The sequence below is a fragment of the Bacillus sp. FSL R5-0523 genome, assembly GCF_037975295.1.
Classification (GTDB): Bacteria; Bacillota; Bacilli; order Bacillales; family Bacillaceae; genus Bacillus; species Bacillus subtilis.
Genome location: NZ_CP150251.1, coordinates 3,207,255 through 3,220,708, shown reverse-complemented (window position 1 = coordinate 3,220,708; position 13,454 = coordinate 3,207,255). Strand labels below are relative to the sequence as shown.

At 44.7% G+C, this 13,454-nt stretch carries 14 protein-coding genes; 8 read left to right on the top strand and 6 right to left on the bottom strand.

What is annotated here, in order from left to right:
- Nucleotides 1-44: 44 nt before the first annotated feature.
- A complete protein-coding gene (gene fumC / locus NYE53_RS16580; RefSeq protein WP_339245710.1) occupies nucleotides 45-1,433 on the top strand; it encodes a class II fumarate hydratase in 1,389 nt (462 codons plus the stop codon).
- Nucleotides 1,434-1,472: 39 nt separating this feature from the next.
- On the opposite strand, the gene NYE53_RS16575 is transcribed toward fumC, so the two are convergent.
- Complete coding sequence (locus NYE53_RS16575) at nucleotides 1,473-2,348, bottom strand: TetR/AcrR family transcriptional regulator (RefSeq protein WP_003243192.1); 876 nt, start codon at nucleotides 2,346-2,348, stop codon at nucleotides 1,473-1,475.
- 167 nt (nucleotides 2,349-2,515) lie between these two features.
- Between NYE53_RS16575 and spxO the strand changes: the two genes are divergently transcribed.
- Nucleotides 2,516-2,680 carry an anti-adapter protein SpxO gene (gene spxO, locus NYE53_RS16570; protein WP_003221681.1) on the top strand — a complete coding sequence of 55 codons (165 nt, stop codon included), beginning with the start codon at nucleotides 2,516-2,518 and terminating at the stop codon, nucleotides 2,678-2,680.
- A gap of 27 nt (nucleotides 2,681-2,707) precedes the next feature.
- On the opposite strand, the gene cssS is transcribed toward spxO, so the two are convergent.
- Entirely contained in the window at nucleotides 2,708-4,063 is a 1,356-nt protein-coding gene (gene cssS / locus NYE53_RS16565; protein ID WP_003228527.1) for a secretion stress-responsive two-component system sensor histidine kinase CssS, read from the bottom strand.
- The gene (gene cssR / locus NYE53_RS16560) at nucleotides 4,060-4,737 is read right to left on the bottom strand and encodes a secretion stress-responsive two-component system response regulator CssR (protein ID WP_003228529.1); all 678 of its coding nucleotides are present in this window, start codon (nucleotides 4,735-4,737) and stop codon (nucleotides 4,060-4,062) included. Before cssR ends, cssS begins: the two co-directional genes overlap by 4 nt.
- Nucleotides 4,738-5,014: 277 nt before the next feature.
- Here cssR and htrB point away from each other — a divergent pair, with 277 nt between their 5' ends.
- Nucleotides 5,015-6,391 (top strand): serine protease Do-like protein HtrB, encoded by a 1,377-nt coding sequence (gene htrB / locus NYE53_RS16555; protein ID WP_032726833.1) that lies wholly within the window; start codon nucleotides 5,015-5,017, stop codon nucleotides 6,389-6,391.
- A gap of 42 nt (nucleotides 6,392-6,433) precedes the next feature.
- Here htrB and mrgA read toward each other — a convergent pair whose 3' ends face one another.
- Nucleotides 6,434-6,895 (bottom strand): metalloregulation DNA-binding stress protein MgrA, encoded by a 462-nt coding sequence (gene mrgA, locus NYE53_RS16550; RefSeq protein ID WP_003228537.1) that lies wholly within the window; start codon nucleotides 6,893-6,895, stop codon nucleotides 6,434-6,436.
- Between the two features lie 89 nt (nucleotides 6,896-6,984).
- Nucleotides 6,985-7,827 carry an oxidoreductase gene (locus tag NYE53_RS16545; protein WP_339245707.1) on the bottom strand — a complete coding sequence of 281 codons (843 nt, stop codon included), beginning with the start codon at nucleotides 7,825-7,827 and terminating at the stop codon, nucleotides 6,985-6,987.
- Between the two features lie 133 nt (nucleotides 7,828-7,960).
- Between NYE53_RS16545 and NYE53_RS16540 the strand changes: the two genes are divergently transcribed.
- From NYE53_RS16540 to NYE53_RS16525, 4 genes are all read left to right on the top strand, one after another.
- Nucleotides 7,961-9,757, top strand: a complete 1,797-nt coding sequence (locus tag NYE53_RS16540) for a M3 family oligoendopeptidase (RefSeq protein ID WP_339245704.1) — start codon at nucleotides 7,961-7,963, stop codon at nucleotides 9,755-9,757.
- 109 nt (nucleotides 9,758-9,866) lie between these two features.
- Nucleotides 9,867-10,304 carry a YusW family protein gene (locus tag NYE53_RS16535; protein ID WP_014477935.1) on the top strand — a complete coding sequence of 146 codons (438 nt, stop codon included), beginning with the start codon at nucleotides 9,867-9,869 and terminating at the stop codon, nucleotides 10,302-10,304.
- A 217-nt stretch (nucleotides 10,305-10,521) separates the two neighbouring features.
- Nucleotides 10,522-11,349, top strand: a complete 828-nt coding sequence (locus NYE53_RS16530) for an ABC transporter ATP-binding protein (protein ID WP_010886609.1) — start codon at nucleotides 10,522-10,524, stop codon at nucleotides 11,347-11,349.
- A gap of 24 nt (nucleotides 11,350-11,373) precedes the next feature.
- The gene (locus NYE53_RS16525; protein ID WP_003228549.1) at nucleotides 11,374-11,661 is read left to right on the top strand and encodes a YusU family protein; all 288 of its coding nucleotides are present in this window, start codon (nucleotides 11,374-11,376) and stop codon (nucleotides 11,659-11,661) included.
- A 19-nt stretch (nucleotides 11,662-11,680) separates the two neighbouring features.
- Here the strand turns inward: NYE53_RS16525 and NYE53_RS16520 are convergent, their stop codons facing one another.
- Nucleotides 11,681-12,568 (bottom strand): LysR family transcriptional regulator, encoded by an 888-nt coding sequence (locus NYE53_RS16520; RefSeq protein ID WP_339245701.1) that lies wholly within the window; start codon nucleotides 12,566-12,568, stop codon nucleotides 11,681-11,683.
- A 133-nt stretch (nucleotides 12,569-12,701) separates the two neighbouring features.
- Between NYE53_RS16520 and NYE53_RS16515 the strand changes: the two genes are divergently transcribed.
- Nucleotides 12,702-13,442: an SDR family NAD(P)-dependent oxidoreductase gene (locus tag NYE53_RS16515; protein ID WP_339245698.1), complete on the top strand. Its 741-nt coding sequence runs from the start codon at nucleotides 12,702-12,704 to the stop codon at nucleotides 13,440-13,442.
- Nucleotides 13,443-13,454: the final 12 nt, after the last annotated feature.

Below are 13,454 nucleotides of genomic sequence, written 5' to 3'. Positions count from 1 at the left end.
CGAATTATGATCTATTGAAGCAACCGTTATGGAGGGATACATAAATGGAATACAGAATTGAACGAGACACCATGGGAGAAGTAAAAGTTCCTGCTGATAAATTTTGGGGCGCCCAAACACAGCGAAGCAAGGAGAACTTTAAGATCGGTTCTGAAAAAATGCCGATGCGTGTTGTGAAGGCGTTTGCAATCTTAAAACGAAGCACTGCTCTAGCTAATAAACGCCTCGGCAATCTGGATGCTGAAAAAGCAGAAGCGATTGCAGCTGTTTGTGATGATGTGCTCAAAGGCAAGTACGATGACAACTTCCCGCTTGTCGTATGGCAGACCGGAAGCGGCACACAAAGCAATATGAACATGAACGAAGTGGTAGCCAACCGTGCGACTGCTTTATTAAAAGAGAAGAACTCTGATCAAACGATTCATCCAAATGATGACGTGAACCGAAGCCAAAGCTCAAACGACACATTCCCGACTGCGATGCATGTTGCCGCTGTTTTGGCTGTTTACGAGCAGCTTGTGCCGGCGCTTGATCAGCTTCGCAATACACTGGATGAAAAAGCAAAAGCATACAATGATATTGTCAAAATCGGACGCACGCATCTTCAGGATGCTACGCCACTGACCCTCGGACAGGAAATCAGCGGATGGGTTCACATGCTGGACCGTTCGAAGGAAATGATTTTGGAAGCGACAGATAAAATGCGTGCGCTTGCAATTGGTGGAACGGCTGTCGGAACGGGTATCAACGCCCACCCAGAGTTTGGAGAGCTTGTCTCAGAAGAGATCACTAAGCTGACCGGCCAAACGTTCAGCAGCTCACCGAATAAATTCCACGCCCTGACAAGCCATGACGAAATCACTTATGCGCATGGCGCATTAAAAGCGCTTGCGGCGGACTTAATGAAAATCGCAAACGATGTCAGATGGCTCGCAAGCGGACCTCGCTGCGGCATCGGGGAGATCGTCATTCCTGAAAATGAGCCGGGAAGCTCCATTATGCCTGGTAAAGTCAACCCGACACAAAGCGAAGCGTTAACAATGATCGCAGCGCAAATCATGGGGAACGATGCGACAATCGGCTTTGCGGCGAGTCAGGGGAACTTTGAACTGAACGTGTTTAAGCCTGTTATTATTTACAACTTCCTGCAATCTGTACAGCTGCTCAGTGACGGCATGAATTCATTCCATGATAAATGTGCTGTCGGTATTGAGCCTAATAAAGAAACCATTCAGGAAAACCTGTCAAATTCATTAATGCTTGTTACGGCGCTGAACCCGCATACCGGTTATGAAAACGCGGCGAAAATCGCCAAGCTTGCCCATAAAGAGGGATTGACGCTCAAAGAAGCAGCTTTGAAGCTTGAATTGCTGACAGAGGAGCAATTTAACGAAATGGTTAAGCCGGAAGACATGGTAAAACCAAAGGCGTAATAGAAAGAAAGAACGGCTGCTTTTTAAGCAGCCGTTCTTCTAAATATGTTGCTGTTTTAATAAATATTTAAGCTGCTCCGCATCTTTGGCGAGAGCTTCAGACTCCGTCAGATTATGAATCATTCCTTTTATGATCGCCAGCTTCGGTGTTTTTTTCTTCATTTCTGCTTCAAGTATGTCCAAGCTCTCCGATAATTCAAGAGAGGAGTTTGTGTTTAAGCTGTTAATTTTGTCACGTAGGCTTTTCACAATTGATTCAGTCAGCGGGTCAGGCCGTCCGTGCGTAAGAGGCCCGAATAAAGAGCTCGCCTCTTCCAATGTGATGAAAGGCTTATCGTTTCGTTCAGACATGCCTTTTACCATATCATCAATTCGGTTCATAATGATATCAGCTAATTGAGACGGCTTCACAGTGTACCCGAGCAAAATCATGCATTCCAGGTAAATCTGGCTGATGCCCTCTATTAAAAAACAAAGCTCAGCAGTGTAGGGTTCCGCTTTTTTTCCATAGATGTTCAGCAGGCTGTCGATATGAAATTGAAGTGAGGACTGGCGGATTTTTTTTGCGCATTGCTCCACTTCTTCTGTGTAAGGCAGAGAACCCTCCTTCAACTGCATGCTGATAAAATCTTTGTGTTCAAGAATGTTTTCATAGAGGACGGTCAGCTGTTTACGGTAAGCCGTTCTGGGGCTGTCGCCCTTCGTTTTAATATTTAAAATTCGGGTAAACGTTTTATCATAATAGTAGTTCAGCATAGAGAGAAGAAGCGCTTCTTTCGAAGGAAAATAAATATAAAAAGCGCCTTTAGATATTTTGCATTCTTTTGCGATTTCCTGGACTGATGTTGAGTTGTATCCTTTTTGGGCAAATAGTTTTAAGGCTGTTTCAATAATCAGTTTTTCTTTTTCCTTCAATGGTTCCACCCTTTCGGAGCCCGGAGGCCTGCTAGGATATGACCATATAGTCACACCGTCTGTTATAAAATTAACCTTATTGTAACTTGTTTTTTTATCATGTATTATTTATATTATAAATTGAGATGACCGAATGGTCAAAGCTCAAGCGAAAGGGTGAATCTAGAATGAGAGAATTGGACGAAATGATCAGCCGCTTGCGAAACAGAGGAATCAAAGTGGAGAAAGTCAAATATCCGAAGCAGACCTTGTCAGAGAAAAAATGGGTTCATCAATGCAAACAGCCGCTCAAAACAAATTACAGAGATTTTAACGGCTATTCTTTCACATAAAAAAATAGACTGCAAAACATCTACAGTCTATTTTGGCACTGCTATGCGGTACGTTACACCCGTTTTGTCATTTTCAATTGAGATAGATGCCTTATGAAGAGTTAAAATTCGTTTTACGATGCTTAGACCAATGCCGAATTCGCCTTTCTTCCCTTTATTAAAAGGCTCATAGAGGCTGGAGAGCATCTCATCTTCAATATGCGGACCGTCATTTTTAATGGTGATCACGATATTTCGATCATCTTGTTTCATGCTGATTTCTATTTTTGTCTCAGCATAGCGGATTTGATTTTCCAGAATGTTTTCGAGGAGTTTGTTCCATTGCTCCGGGTCGCCCGGCATCAAAATATCCTCTTCTACATCAATTTCCCACGATAGTTCTTTCCGCGCCCACTTCAATCGTTCGATGACTTCTTCTGTCACTTCCACAATACTGAACATGTCGTGCTGCACTTTTTGCTTTGCTAAATAATCCAGCTTCGTTAAATATAATAAATCCTTTATTTTTTTCTCCAGCTTAAGGGCTTCGCATTCAATGACATCTACAGTGTTTTCAAGGTCTCCTTTAGGAAAAATCCCGTCTTTAATTGATTGTGTATAGCCTCTGATGACCATGACCGGCGTTTTTAAATCATGAGAGATATTTTGCAATAGAGTTCTTTCTGTTTCATCCTTTTGCACAAGCTTTTGGCGCATTTCTTCGATGGTATGGCCCAATTTGCCGATTTCATCTTTCCGGTCCACTTTTACTGGGTCATCCCAATCCTGTTCAGAAATCCGTTTGACGTGTTTTTCAAATGATACAAGAGGCCTTGATAAATACTTTGCAAGCCAAATAGCCGGAATCCAGCTTAATAAAATGACGACAGCTATAATAAACAGAAGCTGTTTGAACAAGGTATAGGCCAAATCGTCCCGATAAGAATCAAGCGCGTAAGAGAGCATCATCGCTGATTGTCCATTGACGGAAAGTCCCTTTTTAATGACAAAAAACACTTTCTCTCCATTGACGTCGGCGCTGTAACGTTTCTTTTTAGCTTCCTGCTTATCAGCCAGCTTGTACACCTTGTGGATAAATGAAGATGACAGAATGCTTAAATCCTTGTCTGAAGAAGCCTCTTCATTTTCAGGAAGGAGCACGTGCTGTACGGAGCGGACAGTTGTCGGCGCCGTCGCTTCCTCGCTGTAATAGCGCCTTTCAATCGAACCTGGCAGGCGGTACTCTGTCAGAACATGCTGCTCATTTTCAATCGTCGTATACGTTTCATTAGTGAAAAAATCTCGCAGCGTGTTTGAAAATAACACAAGCAGTAAAATCGATATCGCTAACAGGATGCCGGATATGACAACCCATATCTGAAACGCGAGCGGCTTGTTTTTCATGATGACATCATCCTGTAGCCGAAACCGTAAATCGTCTCCACCTTCAATTCAGGCATCTTTCTGCGCAGTCTCCGGACGAGATCATCAACGACCCGATCTGTTCCGAAGTAGTCATGTCCCCACACTTTTAGGAGGATATCCTCACGAGAGTACGGATGCCCTTTATGATGGATAAATAATAGCAGCAGATCAAATTCCTTTGACGTCAAATTGATGATATTCCCGTTTTCGTCATAGACCTCGCGGGCGTCTTCAGCGACCCGATACGAGGAGACGGCAATTTCATTTTTTTGTACAGGAGGAGCTTCCTTATATACGAGCTGCAGCAGCTTTTGCACACGGATAATCAGCTCCCGCGGCAGAAACGGCTTTGAAATGTAGTCATTGCTGCCAAGCTCTAAGCCAAGCACTCTGTCAATATCCGCATCTCGGGCGGAAATAAAAATGACCGGCACGTCAGGATCTTTCGCCTTGATTTCTTTTATTAATGTATAGCCGTCGGTATCCGGCAGCATGATATCGAGAATCCATAGGTGGGGAGACGGTGTCATTTTCTTTCTGGCGTCTTCACCTTTCGTAAAAGATGTAATGTTCCAGCCCTCATTCTCTAAATACTTCGTCAGCAGTTCATTCAGGTTATCCTCATCTTCAACTAGATAAATGGTGTATGACAAGGCTCTTCACATCCTTTCAACGTCATTATAAACTAGTTTTAACATACGGCAGGCAATTTTCATAATTTCACATATTCTTTTCATTTTTATCCCACAATGTTTGTTTATGATATGGTTAAGGGAAGAAAGGAAGAGAAAAAGAGCGAGGAAGATGTAGGATGATCAAACATATTCTATTTTGGTGCTTTGCTTTTCTCCTCATTATTGGGACAATTGAACTTGTACATGCGATGAATATGTAACGATAAATGAATAACCGTTAAAGGAGTGTAAGAACATGGATTATCGACGTGATGGCCAAAACGATCAACATCAAACTGAACCTTCACATACAGAACAGCAGAATACAGAAAACCAGAAGCTGATTGGACATTCTGAACAAGAATTGCTTGACGCGCCTGTGTCGTATGAAGCGGGACGGCAGGAAACGGCTTCTGCTTTAGAAATGGAAAAGCAAGAAACGGCTGTGAAAAAAGAAAAGAAACGGAGAGCCGCATGGCTGAGCCCGATTTTAGGCGGTATTATCGGCGGGGGCCTCATGCTTGGCATCGCGCCTTATCTGCCGTCAGACCAAAATCAGGCGACCGAGACCGCTTCCGCAAATAAACAGGTGCAGTCTGATAATTTTACAACGGCGCCGATAACGAACGCATCAAACATCGCTGATATGGTAGAGGATTTAGAGCCTACGATTGTCGGAATCTCAAATATCCAAACCTCTCAAAATAACACATTCGGCACGGGAGGAGGCTCCAGCTCAGAAAGTGAAAGCGGAACCGGGTCAGGTGTTATTTTCAAAAAAGACAGCGATAAAGCGTATATCATTACAAACAACCATGTCGTTGAAGGCGCGAACAAGCTGACTGTTACGCTATACAACGGAGAAACGGAAACTGCCAAGCTTGTCGGCAGCGATACCATTACTGATTTGGCAGTTTTGGAAATCAGCAGCAAGAACGTCAAAAAAGTGGCGAGCTTTGGTGATTCTTCACAGCTACGCACGGGCGAAAAGGTAATCGCTATCGGTAACCCGCTCGGACAGCAGTTTTCCGGTACGGTGACACAAGGCATCATTAGCGGACTGAACCGGACAATTGATGTGGATACAACACAAGGGACGGTGGAAATGAACGTGCTGCAAACTGATGCAGCGATCAATCCGGGGAACAGCGGAGGCCCATTAATCAATGCAAGCGGCCAGGTCATCGGCATCAACAGCTTGAAGGTGAGCGAAAGCGGCGTGGAATCACTTGGATTTGCGATCCCAAGCAATGATGTCGAGCCGATTGTTGACCAGCTGCTGCAAAACGGGAAGGTGGACCGTCCGTTTTTAGGCGTGCAGATGATTGACATGTCACAGGTTCCTGAAACCTATCAGGAAAATACGCTCGGCCTGTTTGGAGATCAATTGGGCAAAGGTGTTTATGTAAAAGAAGTTCAAGCAAATTCGCCGGCAGAAAAAGCAGGTATTAAATCTGAGGATGTCATTGTCAAACTAAACGGTAAAGACGTAGAAAGCAGTGCGGATATCCGTCAGATCCTTTACAAAGACTTAAAAGTCGGAGATAAAACAACAATCCAAGTGCTGCGAAAGGGAAAAACGAAAACGTTGAACGCGACACTGACCAAGCAGACAGAAAGCAGTTCAAGCTAAGAAAAAAACAAAAAGCTGAACCCAAATAGGGTTCAGCTTTTTTTATCCTAAGTAAGAGGAAAGCATCCACACTTGTTTTTCAACTTCTTCAATTAATCCGACAAACAAGTCCGCTGTCGCATTGTCTTGATTTTCTTCAGCCAGGCCGATCACGAATTTAGATTCGCTGCTGATTTGTTTGTAGTCGTTTACCAATGCTTGTACCATTTCTGAAGCTGATGTTTCGTTTCCGCCGTCTGTGATAGATGCATGCTCAGTGTATTCTTTCACTGTGGCAACAGGCTGTCCGCCAATCGCCAGCAGGCGCTCAGCGATGGTATCCACTGTTTCAGCCGCATGGTCATAAAGTTCTTCAAATTTCTCGTGCAATGTAAAGAAATGAGGCCCTTTCACATACCAATGGAAACGGTGGAGCTTAGAGTATAAAAGAAACCAGTTTGATAATTGTGTGTTCAGTGAATTCTCAACTAATGTTTGATTTGTTTTTGCATTTTCAGTTTTCATAAGATAACGTCCTCCTTGTGATCTGTTGATTTAATTATATCATATACTAAATAAAAATAAATACTAAATTATAATAATTATAATTTAGGTTATTTGAATAGCTTTTTCTTCAGGATAGACTCCCACGCAGACCAAGGAAAAAGCGATCGGAATAGCAGGGTGAGCTTGATGCCCTTTCCGATCGGGTATCGCAATTTCTTTATGTGCTGTTTTGTTGCCAATTGATAAATGAGGTCGGCAACCTCTTGGGGATCTCCGCTTTCTTCTCCGTTTTTTTGAACATAGGAAAGGATCTTTTTATAGTATTGATGATAGGCTGAATCGTCAGCAGGCACCGACATAAAATTTGATAATGACGTTGACCAGATCGATGTCTTGTATGAGCCCGGCTCGATCAAAGCGGTTTCGATACCGAACGGAAGCAGCTCGATACGCAGGCTTTCAGAAAAACCTTCCAATGCATGCTTGGAAGAAACATATGGCGACAGCGCTGGGAATCCGGTCAGTCCGCTGATGCTGCTCACGTTTATAATCTTTGCGCCGCCATGCTTTCTTATGTAAGGCAGAACGGTTTTTGTCACATGGATCACACCGAAGACGTTCGTTTCAAATTGTTGTCTGAAATGTTCCATCGGCACATCCTCGACAAAACCTCCATAAGCCGTTCCGGCGTTGTTAACGAGTAAGTCGATCGGGGCGTAAGCACTAACGGCTTTTCCGAATGAGACTATAGATTGTTCATCGGTGACATCGAGAGCTGTAATGAGAATGGAATCAGACACATTGTGTGCTGCAGCCAATTCCCGAAGCTGTTCCGCTTTTTCAGGCTGTCTTGATGTGGCTATCACGAAAAATGATCGGGCAAGCTTTACAGCTGCCAGCAGACCGAAGCCGCTGGACGCTCCCGTTACGATTGCTACTTTTTTATTCATCCTATCCCTCCTATTAAACTGCTACAGCTATTGTACTATCCTGAACAGGAAATGACGCCTGTAAAAGAAATTTTTATACAACAATTCAGAATTGTTCTATAATAGAACGAAAGAAGGAAAGGGGTTTTGTGATATGGCGCTGCAAGGGGTAGGCCAAAGATGGGATCTTGATTCATTTTTTAAGGGCGGGAGCCAATCAGAAGAATTCAAAGGATATATTGAGAAGCTGTCACAAAGTCTGCGTGCATTTCAAGACAGGACTGATGCGTTTCAGGTGCCTGAATCGCCTGAAGAGGCTGAAGGGCTGACCGCGTTGCTTGATTTATTCGAACAGACATCCGTCAAGCTTCAGCAGGCCGGCGCTTTTGTTGCTTGCCTTCAGGCCCAGAATATCAATGATCAAAAGGCTATAGAGCATCAGGCGCTCATGAACCGGCTTTCCGCAGATTTTCAATCGTCGCTCGTTACATTAGATCATAAACTTGTGGACATTGATCAAGACGTGTGGAATGAATTGTTAACAAAACCGGGATTGCGCGATGTATCTTACATATTAAATGAAAGAAGACAGAGGGTTGCCGAAAAGCTTAGCCCAGGTAAAGAAAAACTGATCGGGAACCTTGCGGTGGACGGATATCACGCTTGGAGTGACCTATACAATATGGTTGTCGGGAAAATGACGATCCCCTATGACGAAAACGGTGAAAACAAGCAATTGTCTGTCGGTCAGGCGGAGAATATGATGGACCATCAAGACCGTACTGTCAGAAAAACAGTATATGAACGTTTCCGCCAAGCTTGGGAGAGCAAGCAAGATATTTTCAGCAGCACGCTGAATCATTTGGCGGGATTCCGGCTTGAAACCTATAAAGCGCGCGGCTGGGAGAATGTCCTGAAGGAACCGCTGCAAATTAACAGGATGAAAAAAGAAACACTTGATACGATGTGGAAGGTCATCACTGAAAACAAGAAGCCGTTCGTTCAGTTTTTGAACCGGAAAGCATCCATGCTCGGCCTTGAAAAACTCAGCTGGTACGATGTCGAGGCACCGATCGGTTCTGACGGAAAGGTCTATTCCTATGATGAAGCCGCAAATATCATTACCAGCCAGTTTTCAACGTTTGGCAAAAAGCTGTCCTCATTCACTGAAAAAGCGTTTCGGGACGGCTGGATTGAGGCGGAAGACAGGAGTGGAAAAAGAGTCGGCGGCTTTTGCACCAGTTTTCCTGACAGCGGGGAATCCCGGATTTTCATGACATTTTCGGGCAGCGCCTCAAATGTCTCTACTCTTGCGCATGAACTCGGGCACGCGTTCCATCAGGAAGCAATGCTCGGCGTCAGGCCGTTAAACCGTTCCTACGCTATGAACGTTGCGGAAACGGCTTCAACGTTTGCAGAGATGATAGTGGCGGACGCGACTGTCCAGCAGGCCGAGACAAAGGAAGAAAAGCTTGTTCTTCTGGAGGATAAAGTGCAAAGAAGTGTTGCGTTCTTCATGAACATTCACGCGAGATTTCTATTCGAAACGAGATTCTACGAGGAACGAAAGCGGGGAGTGGTACCGGCCAGCCGCTTGAATGAGCTGATGGAAGAGGCGCAAAGAGAGGCATACTGCAATGCGTTAGAAGAATATCATCCGCTTTTTTGGGCATCAAAACTTCACTTTCACATCACGAGGGTGCCGTTTTACAATTTCCCTTATACATTCGGCTACCTGTTTTCTCTTGGCATTTACGCGCTGGCGCTTGAAGAAAAAAACGCATTCGAAGAGAAGTATATGGCGCTATTGCGAGATACGGCTTCTATGACAGTGGAGGATTTGGCGATGAAGCATTTGGGCGCTGACATCACGAAGCGCGATTTCTGGGAGAATGCCATCAAGCTGGCTGTGCGTGACGCCGAAACCTTTTTACAAATGACCGAATCTTAAAGAAAAAGCCGTGGCGTTAAATGCCCCGGCTTTTTCAATTCTTCTCTGAATGAGGATTTCATTCTCTGGATATACCTAAAATAAATGGAATCCTACAGGGGGGAAACATATGCATTTGATCAGAGCAGCCGGGGCTGTGTGTCTCGCAGTGGTTCTGATTGCGGGCTGCCGTTTCAATGAAGACCAGCAGCAGGCAGAAGGAGAAAATACAGCCGTCACCCAGCTGAAGTCCGTTCCCTACAGTAATTTTTCGCTTCGTGTGAGCTACGGGGATGGTGAGCATAACCGTTATGAAGGAATCTATACAAAGAACGGAACTCAGGAAAAAGCGGAAATACAGGATAAGCTCTCCGGTGTCAATCAGGAGGGAGAAGAAGCATTGGATGAGATGAAAATGATTTTGAGCGAGCTTTCCGTAACAGACCAAATGGCTGAAACAGAAGTGATACACAGTGTGCTGGCAGCATTTAATCTGGACAGTCATTATGATCATATCGATTTAAAATTGAAGCTGAAGGACGGCTCCATCAGAGAAATCAAGAAGTAATCTTGTGATAAAAAACCTATAAACGTCAATTATGTCCATAAAACTAATTGAAAATGATTTTCAAAGTCAGTGTTTTCTGCTACAATGAGGGATATATGACCATATCAAATGGCTGAATATTGGAATCACTTGCATTGATGATAATTGACTTAAAAGCATGTATATAGAAAACGTGCAATACATAGTGCTGCTAAAAAGCCAGCAAAAAGGAGCGGTTATGGGTATGAGTGCAATTTCTACAGAAACGCTGAGCTTAGGATACGGGGATGCCGTTATTATTGATGAGTTGAATTTAACAATTCCCAAAGGTGAAATTACCGTATTTATTGGCAGCAATGGCTGCGGAAAATCGACACTTTTACGTTCATTAGCGCGCCTGATGAAGCCGAGAGGCGGTTCAGTGCTGCTGGAAGGAAGAGCGATTGCCAAGCTTCCGACGAAGGAAGTCGCAAAAGAGCTCGCAATCCTGCCTCAAGGTCCTTCGGCTCCAGAGGGGCTGACGGTGCATCAGCTGGTGAAGCAAGGAAGATATCCTTACCAAAACTGGCTGAAGCAGTGGTCAAAAGAGGATGAGGAAGCAGTTGAAAGAGCGCTTAAAGCAACAAAGCTTGAGGACATGGCTGACCGCGCCGTTGATTCTTTGTCAGGCGGACAGCGCCAGCGGGCTTGGATTGCGATGACGCTAGCCCAGGAAACGGATATCATCCTTCTAGACGAGCCGACGACGTATTTAGACATGACGCATCAAATTGAAATTCTTGATTTGCTGTTTGAGCTGAATGAAAAGGAAGACCGGACGATTGTTATGGTTCTCCATGACTTAAACTTGGCGTGCCGCTATGCGCATCATCTTGTGGCCATAAAAGATAAACGGATTTACGCAGAAGGCCGTCCGGAAGAGGTCATCACTTGTGATCTTGTGCAAAATGTGTTTTCTATGAACTGTCAGGTTACACAGGACCCGCTCTTCGGAACGCCTCTTTGCATTCCTCATGGCAGGGGCAGATGCATTGTCCAGGAAGCGGCTTTCACATCACATGGATAAATAACGCAGCGAAGGAGCTTTCAATTGAGAAAGCTCCTTGCTGTTTTTTCGAAAGGAAGATGGAAAATGGAACAAAAACTTCAGGAGCAGCTGGATGGATTGCTGGAGAAGTATACTGAGCTTCTGCTTGGTGAAACAAACGATGAGCTAAAAGAAGAAGTGAAGCAATGGATTTTGTACACCCATATAGCCAAAAGCATGCCTCCGCTCGCTAAGCATTGGAATGCGACATACCCTGATGCAAAGCAGGGCATTAAAGAGATCATTCAGCATATTAAGGAATTAAATGAAGCGCATCGAAACAAACAATAGACAAAAAGCAGTCTGTTCATTATAGCAGACTGCTTTTTTGTGATTCAGCCGTTTTATCTGGCGTAAAGGAATCCATAAAGGTTCTCAGCGCGCTGCTGATAAACGAATCTTTTCGAACAATAAACTCTGTTTTCATCTGGCTGAGCGCTTCAGGCAGCGGGTACAATCGAATTGATCCTTCTGCTTCATGTTTCTGCACAACCGTTCTTGGCAGCAACGAGATGCCAAGACCTGCTGTAACCCCGCCGATAATTGCTTCAAGCGTCCCAAATTCCATAATGACCGGCTGTGTGACACCGACGGAACGCAGCCATTTTTCAAGTGTTTCTCGATACGAACAGCCTGTGCTGTAAACGAGAATCGGCTTTGTGATGGCTTCCTCAACATCGGGCACGGAGGCAGCCGAAACAACTACTGGTTCTTCCTCAAACGCAGGATAGGATTCGAGCTCAGGATGATGGCATTCGCATCCGATAAACGCGCCATCCAATTCATAACGAAGAACTTTATCAAGGAGAAATTGCGTATGCCCTGTTGTTAAAGACAACTGGACGTTTGGATGTTCTTCATAATAAGATGCCAGGAGCTTTGGAAGCCTTACCGCGGCGGTTGTCTGAGTGGAGCCGATCATAAGCGGCCCGCTTGGTTCTGTGGAGGATGAGAGCGCTTTAGACGCTTCATCAAGCAGGCCTATAATTTTATTTGCGTAGTCCAGCAGCAATTTTCCGCTTGCAGAAAGTGTCATGCCCCGATTATGGCGCAAAAACAGTGTGGTACCCAGCTCAGCTTCCAATTGCTGAATTCTGGCCGTGACATTCGATTGTACATAGCCAAGCTGCAGGGCTGCTTTCGTAATGGTTCCTTCACGAGCTACCATTTGAAACACACGTAAATCTCCGCTTTCCATTTTGAACTCCTCCGTTCGTTTGCTATCAATCTAAGTGATATCTAGTATCTTTAACAATCATTATACGTAACATCAAAGCTGGATTACAATGGAATCAGAAATATACTTTAGTCAACAGCAAGGAGTGGCGGCAATGAATGTCTTGAACAAAATAGCTCTCGTAACGGGGGGCGGCACAGGAATCGGAAAAGCAGCCAGTATGGAATTGGCAAAGCGCGGGGCGATTGTGGCGGTGAATTATTCACGCTCGCAATCAGAAGCGGAGGAAACAGTGGAAATGATTCGAAAAGCTGGCGGGCAAGCCTTCGCCATCCAAGCAGATGTATCCAAAAACAGCGGCGTGCAGGATATGATTCAAGCAATCGTGAACACACACTTCACGGTTGATATTTTAGTCAACAATGCCAGCATTACACGGCATATTCCAATGGATGATCTTGAGACTGCGACAGAAGACATATGGGATGAGCTGTATGCCGTCAATGTGAAAGGGATGTTTTTCTGCGCGAGGGCAGTGGCTCCGTTTATGAAGAAAAGCAAGGCCGGGGCGATCGTAAACGTCGGCAGCATCGCAGGGTTAACCGGTGCAGGCTCATCTATGCCTTACGCAGTATCAAAATCGGCGGTGCACGGTTTAACAAAATCATTGGCCCACGCCTTAGCGCCTGAAATCAGAGTGAGCGGTGTAGCACCAGGAGCTGTGGCAACGAGATGGTGGGCCGGACGGGAAGAAAAAATGAAAAGCATGATTGGCTCTTTGCCGCTGCAGTGTATTGCTGAACCAGATGATGTTGCCAAATTGATATGTTCACTAATTGAACAGGAATCACTCACAGGCCAAATTATCACAATTGACAGCGGACAGACGCTGTGAAGAAAGGGATGC